This is a genomic window from Arthrobacter sp. Rue61a (assembly GCF_000294695.2).
GTDB classification, from domain to species: Bacteria; Actinomycetota; Actinomycetes; order Actinomycetales; family Micrococcaceae; genus Arthrobacter; species Arthrobacter aurescens_A.
Map to the genome: position 1 here is coordinate 4,261,321 of NC_018531.1, position 14,038 is coordinate 4,275,358.

Annotated in this window: 8 protein-coding genes and 4 rRNA genes; 2 read left to right on the forward strand and 10 right to left on the reverse strand. The window is 58.2% G+C overall.

Annotation, left to right across the window (positions count from 1 at the left end):
• Positions 1–29: 29 nt before the first annotated feature.
• A 16S ribosomal RNA gene (locus tag ARUE_RS19425) occupies positions 30–1,552 on the reverse strand.
• Between the two features lie 425 nt (positions 1,553–1,977).
• Positions 1,978–2,859: an alpha/beta fold hydrolase gene (locus ARUE_RS19430; protein WP_014922991.1), complete on the reverse strand. Its 882-nt coding sequence runs from the start codon at positions 2,857–2,859 to the stop codon at positions 1,978–1,980.
• Between the two features lie 121 nt (positions 2,860–2,980).
• Here ARUE_RS19430 and ARUE_RS19435 point away from each other — a divergent pair, with 121 nt between their 5' ends.
• Positions 2,981–4,903, forward strand: a complete 1,923-nt coding sequence (locus ARUE_RS19435) for an AfsR/SARP family transcriptional regulator (RefSeq protein ID WP_014922992.1) — start codon at positions 2,981–2,983, stop codon at positions 4,901–4,903.
• A gap of 89 nt (positions 4,904–4,992) precedes the next feature.
• On the opposite strand, the gene rrf is transcribed toward ARUE_RS19435, so the two are convergent.
• The 3 genes from rrf to ARUE_RS19450 all read right to left on the reverse strand — a co-directional run bounded on the left by rrf (position 4,993) and on the right by ARUE_RS19450 (position 10,501).
• Positions 4,993–5,109: ribosomal RNA gene (rrf, locus tag ARUE_RS19440) — 5S ribosomal RNA — on the reverse strand.
• A gap of 148 nt (positions 5,110–5,257) precedes the next feature.
• A 23S ribosomal RNA gene (locus ARUE_RS19445) occupies positions 5,258–8,401 on the reverse strand.
• A 576-nt stretch (positions 8,402–8,977) separates the two neighbouring features.
• A 16S ribosomal RNA gene (locus ARUE_RS19450) occupies positions 8,978–10,501 on the reverse strand.
• Together the 16S, 23S and 5S rRNA genes form the textbook arrangement of a ribosomal RNA operon.
• 805 nt (positions 10,502–11,306) lie before the next feature.
• Between ARUE_RS19450 and ARUE_RS24225 the strand changes: the two genes are divergently transcribed.
• Complete coding sequence (locus tag ARUE_RS24225; protein ID WP_162486194.1) at positions 11,307–11,525, forward strand: hypothetical protein; 219 nt, start codon at positions 11,307–11,309, stop codon at positions 11,523–11,525.
• 64 nt (positions 11,526–11,589) lie between these two features.
• Here ARUE_RS24225 and rpsN read toward each other — a convergent pair whose 3' ends face one another.
• The 5 genes from rpsN to ARUE_RS19480 form a co-directional block, all read right to left on the reverse strand.
• Entirely contained in the window at positions 11,590–11,895 is a 306-nt protein-coding gene (rpsN, locus tag ARUE_RS19460; protein ID WP_011776360.1) for a 30S ribosomal protein S14, read from the reverse strand.
• Positions 11,896–11,899: 4 nt separating this feature from the next.
• Positions 11,900–12,067, reverse strand: a complete 168-nt coding sequence (gene rpmG / locus ARUE_RS19465; protein WP_003798558.1) for a 50S ribosomal protein L33 — start codon at positions 12,065–12,067, stop codon at positions 11,900–11,902.
• Positions 12,067–12,303: a 50S ribosomal protein L28 gene (gene rpmB / locus ARUE_RS19470; protein WP_011776361.1), complete on the reverse strand. Its 237-nt coding sequence runs from the start codon at positions 12,301–12,303 to the stop codon at positions 12,067–12,069. The genes rpmG and rpmB overlap by 1 nt, the downstream gene beginning before the upstream one ends.
• A 392-nt stretch (positions 12,304–12,695) precedes the next feature.
• On the reverse strand, positions 12,696–13,460 hold the full coding sequence (locus tag ARUE_RS19475) for an SGNH/GDSL hydrolase family protein (protein WP_011776362.1): 765 nt from the start codon (positions 13,458–13,460) through the stop codon (positions 12,696–12,698).
• Between the two features lie 53 nt (positions 13,461–13,513).
• Positions 13,514–13,993, reverse strand: coding sequence for a MarR family winged helix-turn-helix transcriptional regulator (locus tag ARUE_RS19480; protein WP_011776363.1), 480 nt, complete (start codon positions 13,991–13,993; stop codon positions 13,514–13,516).
• Positions 13,994–14,038 lie beyond the last annotated feature (45 nt).

The following is a 14,038-nucleotide window of genomic DNA, read 5'->3' on the forward strand; positions in this document are numbered from 1 at the left end:
GCAGCAACCAGTTGTTAGCAGCTCCTTAGAAAGGAGGTGATCCAGCCGCACCTTCCGGTACGGCTACCTTGTTACGACTTAGTCCCAATCGCCGGTCCCACCTTCGACGGCTCCCCCCACAAGGGTTAGGCCACCGGCTTCGGGTGTTACCAACTTTCGTGACTTGACGGGCGGTGTGTACAAGGCCCGGGAACGTATTCACCGCAGCGTTGCTGATCTGCGATTACTAGCGACTCCGACTTCATGGGGTCGAGTTGCAGACCCCAATCCGAACTGAGACCGGCTTTTTGGGATTAGCTCCACCTCACAGTATCGCAACCCTTTGTACCGGCCATTGTAGCATGCGTGAAGCCCAAGACATAAGGGGCATGATGATTTGACGTCGTCCCCACCTTCCTCCGAGTTGACCCCGGCAGTCTCCTATGAGTCCCCGCCATAACGCGCTGGCAACATAGAACGAGGGTTGCGCTCGTTGCGGGACTTAACCCAACATCTCACGACACGAGCTGACGACAACCATGCACCACCTGTAAACCGACCGCAAGCGGGGCACCTGTTTCCAGGTCTTTCCGGTTCATGTCAAGCCTTGGTAAGGTTCTTCGCGTTGCATCGAATTAATCCGCATGCTCCGCCGCTTGTGCGGGCCCCCGTCAATTCCTTTGAGTTTTAGCCTTGCGGCCGTACTCCCCAGGCGGGGCACTTAATGCGTTAGCTACGGCGCGGAAAACGTGGAATGTCCCCCACACCTAGTGCCCAACGTTTACGGCATGGACTACCAGGGTATCTAATCCTGTTCGCTCCCCATGCTTTCGCTCCTCAGCGTCAGTTACAGCCCAGAGACCTGCCTTCGCCATCGGTGTTCCTCCTGATATCTGCGCATTTCACCGCTACACCAGGAATTCCAGTCTCCCCTACTGCACTCTAGTCTGCCCGTACCCACTGCAGAACCGGAGTTGAGCCCCGGTCTTTCACAGCAGACGCGACAAACCGCCTACGAGCTCTTTACGCCCAATAATTCCGGATAACGCTTGCGCCCTACGTATTACCGCGGCTGCTGGCACGTAGTTAGCCGGCGCTTCTTCTGCAGGTACCGTCACTTTCGCTTCTTCCCTACTGAAAGAGGTTTACAACCCGAAGGCCGTCATCCCTCACGCGGCGTCGCTGCATCAGGCTTGCGCCCATTGTGCAATATTCCCCACTGCTGCCTCCCGTAGGAGTCTGGGCCGTGTCTCAGTCCCAGTGTGGCCGGTCACCCTCTCAGGCCGGCTACCCGTCGTCGCCTTGGTAGGCCATTACCCCACCAACAAGCTGATAGGCCGCGAGTCCATCCAAAACCACAAAAGCTTTCCACCACCATGACATGCGCCAGATGGTCGTATCCGGTATTAGACCCAGTTTCCCAGGCTTATCCCAGAGTCAAGGGCAGGTTACTCACGTGTTACTCACCCGTTCGCCACTAATCCCCCCAGCAAGCCAGGGATCATCGTTCGACTTGCATGTGTTAAGCACGCCGCCAGCGTTCATCCTGAGCCAGGATCAAACTCTCCGTTGAAGAAAACAAATCAAACAGACACAACCACACCCACCGGAAATAACGGCGAACACGGCTGCACAAAATTCGAAACCAGCTGAAAACCAGACCACCACACACGGGGGTGCATGACAATCCGGCATAAATTCAACCAATTGATAAAACAATCGGTATCAACAAACTTGGCACACTATTGAGTTCTCAAACAACAGACCCCCCAAAACATCACCCACAGCACACCACAAAGCAGCGCACCCAACAGGGCCATTGGAAAAGAAGAGTTATTTTTTGGCCGCCTACCGAACCGTACACACCTTCCGGCTTTCCGTTTCGCACCCGGCGACTCAGAAAACAATACACGCCCCACACCCCCAACGCAAATCCACCCCCAACCCCACCCCAACCACCCCCAAAACCCCCACCACACCGCCGTCGAACCCTGCTTCTTAGCGGTCCATCAGCTCCCGCATCGCCGTAATCACTGCCATAGGATTCTCCTCAGCCATGAAGTGACCTGTGTTCAGCGTCATGTGTTTGAGGGCCGGCGCCCACGCGCCCCAAAGTGAAGCGGCGTCGTAGCCCAGCGCCGCACCCCAATCCTGCTGCATCACAGTGACCGGCATGTCCAGGGTGCGTCCGGCGTTCCTATCCGCGCGATCATGCGAGATGTCGATTCCTGCAGAAGCCCGGTAGTCCGCGACGATCGACCACACTGCTTCACGCGATGCCCGCAGGTACTCGTTCCGATACTCCGCAGTAATGGACTCCGGATTATTGACCCATCCGTCCAGGAAGGAGGCGAAGAACGAATCAGCCGTCGCTTCGATCATGGGCTCCGGAATCCCGGGCGATTGGGCCATCAGGTATAGATGCCAAGCCACTTTGGCGTCCGCCCCGCGGAGGATCTCCCACATATCCAACGTCGGGAGCACATCCAAGGCGAGAAGGTGTGTCACGGTTTTGGGATGATCCAAGCCAGCCCGCAGAGCCACAAGGGCACCCCTGTCATGGCCGGCCAAGGCGAACCGGTCATGACCAAAGAATCGGGCGGCCATCACGACATCGGCAGCCATGGTCCGTTTTGAGTACGTCCCTCCGTCTTCTTCCGCGGGTTTGTCACTCGCTCCGTAGCCGCGGAGGTCAGGGCAAATGACGGTGTGATCCTTCGCCAGATCAACGGCGACGTGCCTCCACATCAGATGCGTCTGCGGAAAACCATGCAAAAGTACGACGGCGGGTCCGCTCCCTGCGACCGCTACGTTCAAGTGCACATCGGGTGCTACCGGGACGCGGTGATAGGTGGCGTCGGTCAACAAGGTCAAAGCCATGGGGTCTCCATTCGTTGGTGGTTAGTCCACTCTCCCGCTACCGAATCAGCCCTCAATCAGCCGGCGCTCTTCGGCCCGGCTATCAATCAAGGGTGTCGTACCCCCTGAATACGATTGACCTGTGAGCAACCTCCAGATCCGAGTCCTCGGCCCCATCTCGGTGATCGCTGACGGAGTGTCGCGGGAACTCACCAAACGAAGGCATAGGGAAATCATTGGGATTCTCGTGGCACAGCGCGGCCGGGCTATCTCCACGGCATCGCTGATTGAAGAGCTGTGGGATGGCAGCCCGGCAGAAGGAGCCGTGGGAGCTGTCAGGACCTTCGTCGGCGAGCTTCGCCGTATCCTTGAACCGCACAGGCCTCCCCGGACCCCGCCAAGCGTCCTCCTCACCGTCGGCGACGGATATGCGCTACGGCTCAATACCGAGGCTGTGGACGCTTGGGGCTTCGAATCTGTGGTGGCCGCGGCAGTAGGAGCATCTCCTGAGGAGGTGGATTCCCTGTTGTCCACAGCCCTCTCGGACTGGCACGGCGCGGCCTTTGAAGAATTTGCCGAACGGCCGTGGGCCATTTCTGAGGTGAAGCGACTTACGGAGTTGCGCAAGACCGCCGTCGAACATTGCGCAGAAGCGCGGCTGGACTGCGGCCGGCCAGCGGACGCAGTCTCCATGCTCGAAGCACACGTGGAGGGGAACCCCTGGCGCGAAGAAGGTTGGCGCTTGCTGGCGCTGGCCTTGTATGGGAACCGACGCCAAGGTGATGCGCTGGCCGCCCTTCGGAGGGCACGCAGCCAGCTTGTCAACGAACTCGGGCTGGACCCCAGCCCTGGACTGGTTGACTTGGAGCGTCGGATTCTTCGCGGGGATTCGGAGTTGTATCGCCCAAAAACCCCAGGCCTGGCTATGACAGCCACCGCCTACTCACGGGGCGGCACGAGAGTTCAGTTGGAAGCCTCGAATGCCGTGTTGGGCAGCTTGGCCGTCGCCGGCAATCTTCAGACAGTCCGCACCCAACGCCTTGCAGCCATTCAAGCTGCTGCAGACCTTAACGATCCTGAACTCACCGCCCGCATCATCGGGGGCTACGACGTACCTGGAATATGGACCCGCACGGATGATCCGGCTGCGGCCGCCGTCGTGATAGCCGCCGCGGAGGATGCGCTTGCGGCCAACCCAAGACTCAGCGACCGAAGCCGTGCCCGCCTTCTGGCAACCATAGCCATGGAGTCCCGAGGAACAGGCGATCGGCACCAGGAGGCCTGTGAAGCGGAGTCAATTGCCAGACGATTGGGAGACGCTCAGCTGCTCTGCTTCGCCCTCAGCGCCCGGTTTATGCAAACGTTCGCCGCGGCCGGGCTTGCAGCCCAACGCGCCGATATCGGCCAACAGCTGATTGCAGCAGCGTTCGACGCCGATTCTCCCACCTTTGAGATCAACGGGCGGCTGATTCGTATGCAGGCGTTGTGTGCCATGAATGACATCAACTCGGCCAGTACCGAAGCGGATGCAGTAGACCAGCTGGCCTTAAGGCACCAGAGACCATTGGCCAGCGTGTTCACCCACTGGTTCCGGTGGACTTTCCTTACCAGCAACCTGCCGCCTCCCCTACCGACAGAAATGCCTGGCTTCGCTGACGGAATCGCGGCGTTGGCCACCCTCGGCCTCGAATTGCGCCAGGAGACTGAACTGGGTGGTGCTGAACTGAACAGTATTGAACTGGGTAGCGCTCAGCTGAGCGACGGTGACTTTGGCCCATATGAACGCTGGGTTCGGCCCCTCTTGCTGGTGAGGGCAGGAGCACGTGGCCAAGCCGCCGAAGCTCTTCGGCGTCTTCCGGATCCCCCACATGATCTCTTGCTCGAGGCGACCTGGTGCATCGTGGCTCAGGCAGCCTGCGAAGTGGGTGAGCCTTCTCTGATGCGCAGGGCATTGGCTGCGCTGGAGCCGGCCAAGGGGGAACGCGCAGCCGGAAGCGGCGTAGTGGATCTCGGCCGCGTTGATCACTACCTGGGGCTGCTTGGGGCAGGGTCTGTCTCAGTTTGATGGGTGTTTTGAAGGTGTGGGGGTTTGTGGAAACGGGTGTTAAATGCGGGGAGCCCCGACCTGGTGGTCGGGGCTCCCCGTGAATGGTTGTCCGGCGGTGTCCTACTCTCCCACACCCTCCCGGGTGCAGTACCATCGGCGCTGTGGGTCTTAGCTTCCGGGTTCGGAATGGGACCGGGCGTTTCCCCCACGCTATGACCGCCGTAACTCTGTTACCCGTACCCCGGTGCCAGGTTGTTCCTGGGTGGGGGTGGGAAATCTTTGGGTTACAACTGTGGTGTTGTGTATTTAGTTGTTGGTTCCTGGAACGGTTGTTGTTCGGGAACCACATAGTGGACGCGTGCAGTGTGTTGTGTGGTGTAAGTTGTTGGCCTATTAGTACCGGTCAGCTTCACGAGTCTTTAGTCCTCGCTTCCACATCCGGCCTATCAACCCAGTGGTCTGGCTGGGGGCCTCTCACACATAATGTGTATGGAAATCTCATCTTGAAGCGAGCTTCCCGCTTAGATGCTTTCAGCGGTTATCCCATCCGAACGTAGCTAATCAGCGATGCACTTGGCAGTACAACTGACACACCAGAGGTTCGTCCGTCCCGGTCCTCTCGTACTAAGGACAGCCCTTCTCAAATTTCCTGCGCGCGCAGCGGATAGGGACCGAACTGTCTCACGACGTTCTAAACCCAGCTCGCGTACCGCTTTAATGGGCGAACAGCCCAACCCTTGGGACCTACTCCAGCCCCCAGGATGCGACGAGCCGACATCGAGGTGCCAAACCATGCCGTCGATATGGACTCTTGGGCAAGATCAGCCTGTTATCCCCGAGGTACCTTTTATCCGTTGAGCGACGGCCATTCCACAATGTACCGCCGGATCACTAGTCCCGACTTTCGTCCCTGCTTGAGATGTCTCTCTCACAGTCAAGCTCCCTTGTGCACTTACACTCGACACCTGATTGCCAACCAGGCTGAGGGAACCTTTGGGCGCCTCCGTTACTTTTTAGGAGGCAACCGCCCCAGTTAAACTACCCATCAGGCACTGTCCCTGACCCGGATCACGGGCCGAAGTTAGATGTCCAAAGTGACCAGAGTGGTATTTCAACGATGACTCCACCCGAACTGGCGTCCGGGTTTCAACGTCTCCCACCTATCCTACACAAGCCACTCCGAACACCAATACCAAACTATAGTAAAGGTCTCGGGGTCTTTCCGTCCTGCTGCGCGTAACGAGCATCTTTACTCGTACTGCAATTTCGCCGAGTTTATGGTTGAGACAGCGGGGAAGTCGTTACTCCATTCGTGCAGGTCGGAACTTACCCGACAAGGAATTTCGCTACCTTAGGATGGTTATAGTTACCACCGCCGTTTACTGGGGCTTAAATTCTCAGCTTCGCCCGTAAGGGCTAACCGGTCCTCTTAACCTTCCAGCACCGGGCAGGAGTCAGTCCGTATACATCGTCTTGCGACTTCGCACGGACCTGTGTTTTTAGTAAACAGTCGCTTCCCCCTGGTCTCTGCGGCCCACACCCGCTCACGGAGAGCAAGTCTCCATCACGGGGCAGGCCCCCCTTCTCCCGAAGTTACGGGGGCATTTTGCCGAGTTCCTTAACCATAATTCTCTCGATCGCCTTGGTATTCTCTACCTGATCACCTGTGTCGGTTTGGGGTACGGGCGGCTAAAACCTCGCGTCGATGCTTTTCTTGGCAGCATAGGATCACCGGATCCCCCCGAACGGGGGTCCCATCAGATCTCAGGATCGTGCTCGAAGCACACAGGAACGGATTTGCCTATCCCTGACCCTACATCCTTAGACCGGGGCAACCATCGCCCGGCCCGGCTACCTTCCTGCGTCACACCTGTTAATACGCTTACCTCCCGGGATCAGGTCCCGCGCTCGGCCAAAACCCACAACACCACAAGGGTGAGCGGGCAGGCTCCGGGCGGTTAGTATCCCCCGCTTGGCATGGGCGGTTTTTCGCCGGTACGGGAATATCAACCCGTTGTCCATCGACTACGCCTGTCGGCCTCGCCTTAGGTCCCGACTTACCCAGGGCAGATTAGCTTGACCCTGGAACCCTTGATCATTCGGCGGACGGGTTTCTCACCCGTCTTTCGCTACTCATGCCTGCATTCTCACTCGTGTAGGCTCCACCGCTGGTTTCCACCGCGACTTCACTGCCCACACGACGCTCCCCTACCACTCCACACCCCTGAACCACGAAGGCTAGGGCATTATGTGAAATCCACAACTTCGGCGGTGTACTTGAGCCCCGCTACATTGTCGGCGCGGAATCACTTGACCAGTGAGCTATTACGCACTCTTTCAAGGATGGCTGCTTCTAAGCCAACCTCCTGGTTGTCTTCGCAACTCCACATCCTTTCCCACTTAGCACACGCTTAGGGGCCTTAGTTGGTGGTCTGGGCTGTTTCCCTCTCGACTATGAAGCTTATCCCCCACAGTCTCACTGCTGCGCTCTGACTTACCGGCATTCGGAGTTTGGCTGACGTCAGTAACCTTGTAGGGCCCATCGGCCATCCAGTAGCTCTACCTCCGGCAAGAAACACGCAACGCTGCACCTAAATGCATTTCGGGGAGAACCAGCTATCACGGAGTTTGATTGGCCTTTCACCCCTACCCACAGCTCATCCCCTCCATTTTCAACTGAAGTGGGTTCGGTCCTCCACGACGTCTTACCGTCGCTTCAACCTGGCCATGGGTAGATCACTCCGCTTCGGGTCTAGATCACGCCACTACACTCGCCCTATTCAGACTCGCTTTCGCTACGGCTACCCCACACGGGTTAACCTCGCGACGTAACACTAACTCGCAGGCTCATTCTTCAAAAGGCACGCCGTCACCAGAATCAGACTGGCTCCGACGGATTGTAAGCACACGGTTTCAGGTACTGTTTCACTCCCCTCCCGGGGTACTTTTCACCTTTCCCTCACGGTACTGGTCCGCTATCGGTCATTAGGAAGTATTTAGGCTTATCAGGTGGTCCTGACAGATTCGCACGGGATTTCTCGGGCCCCGTGCTACTTGGGATACTCCCCAGGCCGTGCACAACATTACGGTTACGGGGCTCACACCCTCTCTGGCCGGCCTTTCAAGACCGTTCACCTATGCCTGCACCTCACCTCACTGGTCCGGCAGAACCAGAACGGAAAGTCCCACAACCCCGCCCATGCAACGCCCGCCGGCTATCACACATGGAAACGGTTTAGCCTGATCCGCGTTCGCTCGCCACTACTAACGGAATCACTATTGTTTTCTCTTCCTGCGGGTACTGAGATGTTTCACTTCCCCGCGTTCCCCCCACGCACCCTATGTGTTCAGATGCGGGTCACACAATCACCTTGCAGCGTTGTGCGGGGTTTCCCCATTCGGACATCCTGGGATCAACGCTCGGTTATCAACTCCCCCAGGCTTATCGCAGATTCCTACGTCCTTCTTCGGCTCCTAATGCCAAGGCATCCACCGTGTGCCCTTAAAAACTTGACCACACACAGACCGGACTCTCATCCGATCATGCATCATCTATTCGAGAGAACCATGACCACAAGGGCCAGGTTCATTCATAAGAAATTGCTGTAAGAACACACACACCAACCCCAAAAAAGGGATCAGCCACGTGTGTGTTCTAGATGCTCGCGTCCACTATGTAGTTCTCAAACAACAACCCCGTCAACCAGACCACCACCCACCACAACCCACACCACAGCGGGGCCGTGCACGATGAACAGTGCTACCGGAAGCAGGAACAAAAGAAACACCAGAAGATGCCCCCATGCATTGCTGCAAAAAGGTCCTGTTGCCTCAGGACCCAACAGTGCGCCAAACACAACCCCACACACCCGCACCCCGGCAGCGTTCCAAACAACACCACACCCACAAGGGGCACAGGTTGCCGTACTGGCACCAGGACACAACCGGTGAAGGCCATGCCAAACAAGTTTGATTCGTTGATATTCCACCCATGAGCACCCACCGCAGAACAGACGCCTGCGCAATGGGCAACACTGACAACCACCACCACACCCATGCAGGCGCAGCAACCAGTTGTTAGCAGCTCCTTAGAAAGGAGGTGATCCAGCCGCACCTTCCGGTACGGCTACCTTGTTACGACTTAGTCCCAATCGCCGGTCCCACCTTCGACGGCTCCCCCCACAAGGGTTAGGCCACCGGCTTCGGGTGTTACCAACTTTCGTGACTTGACGGGCGGTGTGTACAAGGCCCGGGAACGTATTCACCGCAGCGTTGCTGATCTGCGATTACTAGCGACTCCGACTTCATGGGGTCGAGTTGCAGACCCCAATCCGAACTGAGACCGGCTTTTTGGGATTAGCTCCACCTCACAGTATCGCAACCCTTTGTACCGGCCATTGTAGCATGCGTGAAGCCCAAGACATAAGGGGCATGATGATTTGACGTCGTCCCCACCTTCCTCCGATGTTGACCCCGGCAGTCTCCTATGAGTCCCCGCCATAACGCGCTGGCAACATAGAACGAGGGTTGCGCTCGTTGCGGGACTTAACCCAACATCTCACGACACGAGCTGACGACAACCATGCACCACCTGTAAACCGACCGCAAGCGGGGCACCTGTTTCCAGGTCTTTCCGGTTCATGTCAAGCCTTGGTAAGGTTCTTCGCGTTGCATCGAATTAATCCGCATGCTCCGCCGCTTGTGCGGGCCCCCGTCAATTCCTTTGAGTTTTAGCCTTGCGGCCGTACTCCCCAGGCGGGGCACTTAATGCGTTAGCTACGGCGCGGAAAACGTGGAATGTCCCCCACACCTAGTGCCCAACGTTTACGGCATGGACTACCAGGGTATCTAATCCTGTTCGCTCCCCATGCTTTCGCTCCTCAGCGTCAGTTACAGCCCAGAGACCTGCCTTCGCCATCGGTGTTCCTCCTGATATCTGCGCATTTCACCGCTACACCAGGAATTCCAGTCTCCCCTACTGCACTCTAGTCTGCCCGTACCCACTGCAGAACCGGAGTTGAGCCCCGGTCTTTCACAGCAGACGCGACAAACCGCCTACGAGCTCTTTACGCCCAATAATTCCGGATAACGCTTGCGCCCTACGTATTACCGCGGCTGCTGGCACGTAGTTAGCCGGCGCTTCTTCTGCAGGTACCGTCACTTTCGCTTCTTCCCTACTGAAAGAGGTTTACAACCCGAAGGCCGTCATCCCTCACGCGGCGTCGCTGCATCAGGCTTGCGCCCATTGTGCAATATTCCCCACTGCTGCCTCCCGTAGGAGTCTGGGCCGTGTCTCAGTCCCAGTGTGGCCGGTCACCCTCTCAGGCCGGCTACCCGTCGTCGCCTTGGTAGGCCATTACCCCACCAACAAGCTGATAGGCCGCGAGTCCATCCAAAACCACAAAAGCTTTCCACCACCATGACATGCGCCAGATGGTCGTATCCGGTATTAGACCCAGTTTCCCAGGCTTATCCCAGAGTCAAGGGCAGGTTACTCACGTGTTACTCACCCGTTCGCCACTAATCCCCCCAGCAAGCCAGGGATCATCGTTCGACTTGCATGTGTTAAGCACGCCGCCAGCGTTCATCCTGAGCCAGGATCAAACTCTCCGTTGAAGAAAAACAAATCAAACAGACACAACCACACCCACCGGAAATAACGGCGAACACGGCTGCACAAAATTCGAAACCAGCTGAAAACCAGACCACCACACACGGGGGTGCATGACAATCCGGCATAAATTCAACCAATTGATAAAACAATCGGTATCAACAAACTTGGCACACTATTGAGTTCTCAAACAACAGGTCGCTAATCCAAAGCAGTACCACCAGCCTCAGCTGGATCGCTCCGGAGCAACTTTTCAAACTTACCCGATCAACCAAATCTTTGCAAATCAACGTTTCCGCGATTCCCGATCCAGGTCTCGGCCCCACCCGTCACAAGCACGCTCAAAAGCGTGCCATTTTTCAGGCTGTCATCAAGGGGGTTGGCCTCCGCGGCTCTCAGCTCCAGGCTGTCTCACTCGCGGCGACTCAGAAGACATTACACGCCCACGGGCCCCGGCACAAATCACCCGCAAACCGACCCCAAAACCCCGCAAACACGGGCCCAACACACTCATCAAGACCCCAAACCAGTAAAAACCCGAGAAAAACAACCTCAGTGAAGCCCGTCACAAAGCCCAACCATCCACCAGCCACACGGCCGCCGTCCCAACCCGACCACCGCCGTCGAGCACCAGCCCAAACCCGAGGGATGTGAGAGAGCGACGGCTCCAAACCCGAGGGACCTGAGAGAGCGACACCCCCAAACCCGAGGGATGTGAGAGAGCGACGGCTCCAAACCCGAGGGATGTGAGAGAGCGACACCCCCAAACCCGAGGGATGTGAGAGAGCGTCGGCTGCAAACCCGAGGGATGTGAGAGAGCGACGGAAGGTGGCGGCGGTTATCCGGCAGCGCGCGTCCAAGCGACGAAGGAGCGAGCGCGCCGAGGATGACCACCGCCTCCGCGCCAACCACACCCTCCGCGCCAACCACCGCCTCCGCACCAACCACACCCTCCGCGCCAACCACCGCTTCCGCGCCGTCCACACCAGCCCACCATCCAGCCACACCACCCAACGCCGGCAAGAGTAAGCACGCTTAAACGCAAAAAGGGCCGGCAACCATAACGGTTGCCGACCCTCTCAGAGCTTCGTGATTACCAGGAAGACTTGGTGATGCCCGGGAGCTCACCACGGTGAGCCATGTCGCGGAAGCGAACACGGGAGATACCGAACTTCTGGAGCGTGCCGCGGGGACGGCCGTCGATCTGGTCGCGGTTACGCAGACGGATCGGGGAGGCGTTGCGGGGCAGCTTCTGCAGGCCGAGGCGTGCAGCTTCGCGTGCTTCGTCAGTCGCGTTGGGGTCAACCAGGGTCTTCTTCAGTTCGAGACGCTTGGCAGCGTAACGCTCAACAATGACCTTGCGCTGCTCGTTGCGAGCAATCTTGGACTTCTTTGCCATGTGTTTAGCGCTCCTCTCGGAATTCGACGTGCTGGCGGATCTTGGGGTCGTACTTCTTCAAGACCAGACGGTCAGGATCGTTACGACGGTTCTTGCGGGTTACGTAGGTGTAACCGGTGCCCGCGGTGGACTTCAGCTTGATGATCGGACGTACGTCCTTGTCCTTTGCCATTAGAGCTTTACTCCTCGTGCCAGGATGTCGGCGACGACTGAGTCGATGCCGCGTACGTCGATTGTCTTGATGCCACGGGCTGACAGGGTCAGCGTGACGTTACGGCGCAGGGACGGAACCCAGTAGCGCTTCTTCTGAATGTTCGGGTCGAACCGACGCTTGTTGCGACGGTGCGAGTGCGAAATGCTGTGTCCAAAGCCCGGCTCGGCTCCGGTCACTTGGCAGTGTGCTGCCATGACTCTCCTCCAAAGATTGAATGTAACGGCGTGCAGATGTTCCTGCGTTGCCGTGCGACAGGCAGCGTCCGCATCCGGGTCCAGACCATTTCGATGGTTTCCGCAGCAAGTGCGGCGAAGAAGGTTGGCCTCAGGACCGGGCAGTGAAAATCACTGGAACAGATCCTGGGATACCGGGCGAATACAGGAATGCACGCAACTTGAGCCCCTAACTACCGGCCACCGGGATGTCAGTAAAACCAACAGTCACCACTAACCGGAGCAATTGCACACGATCCGCACTACCTAGCGCCTAACTATTCTACGGGCCAGGCCAAATTAAGACCAATCCGGCATCATACGCCCAAGAAGCCCACAAGCAGGACAGCCCGGATGAGTGTGGCGGAACGTATCTAAAGGGGGCGGATCAGTTCAGGATATTTCGGGCTCAAACCGTCGCCGGAAGAGACGCCCCGCACACGGCGGGCCACCCAGGGTGCCGCGGATTCCCGGAACCATCGTGCGTTGGCTTTCAATGCTTCAACACGATTCATCAGACGGACCGGCGCCAGTTCAGGAATCTCAATGACATGCTCGTGCTCAAGGACATCCAAGACGCGCTTCGCCATATTGACGTGGCCCGCTGTGGACATATGCATGCGATCCTCACCCCAGAGGCGCCAGTCGTCGTACTCGTCGAACCGCCAATAGTCCACCAGCAGGGCACCGTGGTTTTCGGCGATTTCGCGCACCAGTTCGTTGTAGATCGCCGTGCGGCCGCGCATGGCGCTGAAAACCTTCGAGCCCTTCGCATCAAAGCCGGTGAACAGGACCACGGTGGCTCCCGACGCGCTCAACTTGGCTATGCCGGCGTCGTACTCCTCCAAAAGCGAGTCAATATCGATCTTGGGCCGCAGGATGTCGTTCGCCCCCGCGTACAGCGTGACCAGGGTTGGATTCATGGCGACGGCGGCATCGACCTGCTCAGCCATGATCTGCCGGAGCTTCCGGCCTCGGATGGCCAGGTTGGCGTAGCCAAAGTCCGCGTTGCTGTGCGCGAGTTGCCCCGCGACGATGTCGGCCCAACCCCGGACGCCGTTGGGGCGGGCGGGATCGTCGTCTCCGACACCCTCAGTAAACGAGTCCCCAAGGGCAACATAGCGGGCAGAAAAATCCATGCCGCCAGTCTGCCACTTCAACACTCGAGGCCACAAAGCCCGCGACGGGCGGGCTAGGAGTCGCGCAGGATCCAGTGGTTGTTGTCCAAACGGGCAACGATTTTTTCGCCGATGCGCGCAAGGTCGGCTACGTCCTCGGGACTGAGCGAATCGAGCATCAAGGTGCGCACGGATTCCACGTGGCCCGGGGCGAGGGACACGATGGTGGACATGCCGGCGTCCGTCAGGTGGGCAACGGTCACGCGGGCGTCGCCGGGGTGCGCCTGCCTTTCCACCCAGCCGCGCTTCTGCAGTTTGGTGACCACGTGGGAAAGGCGCGACAAGGAGGCACTTGTGCGCGCAGCGAGCTCACTCATGGGGAGGTACCGGCCCTCGGTTTCGGAGAGCATAGCGAGTACGTTGTAGTCGAACAGGGACAGTTTGCCGGCCGACTGAAGCTGGGTGTCCAACGCCGAGGGGAGCAAGGTGTTGATGCTCAGCAGGGCCAGCCAAGCACGGCGTTCGTCGGCATTCAGCCAGCGGGGTTGAGTCATGCCTCCATCTTATGAGAATTCGCTACTTCCTTAGGTCGCGGCCCC

Excerpts from the sequence above, each read along its gene's own strand:
- ARUE_RS19430 (WP_014922991.1), bottom strand. The coding sequence starts at position 2,859 with ATGGCTTTGACCTTGTTGACCGACGCCACCTATCACCGCGTCCCGGTA.
- rpsN (WP_011776360.1), bottom strand. The coding sequence starts at position 11,895 with ATGGCAAAGAAGTCCAAGATTGCTCGCAACGAGCAGCGCAAGGTCATT.
- rpmG (WP_003798558.1), bottom strand. The coding sequence starts at position 12,067 with ATGGCAAAGGACAAGGACGTACGTCCGATCATCAAGCTGAAGTCCACC.
- rpmB (WP_011776361.1), bottom strand. The coding sequence starts at position 12,303 with ATGGCAGCACACTGCCAAGTGACCGGAGCCGAGCCGGGCTTTGGACAC.
- ARUE_RS19475 (WP_011776362.1), bottom strand. The coding sequence starts at position 13,460 with ATGGATTTTTCTGCCCGCTATGTTGCCCTTGGGGACTCGTTTACTGAG.
- ARUE_RS19480 (WP_011776363.1), bottom strand. The coding sequence starts at position 13,993 with ATGACTCAACCCCGCTGGCTGAATGCCGACGAACGCCGTGCTTGGCTG.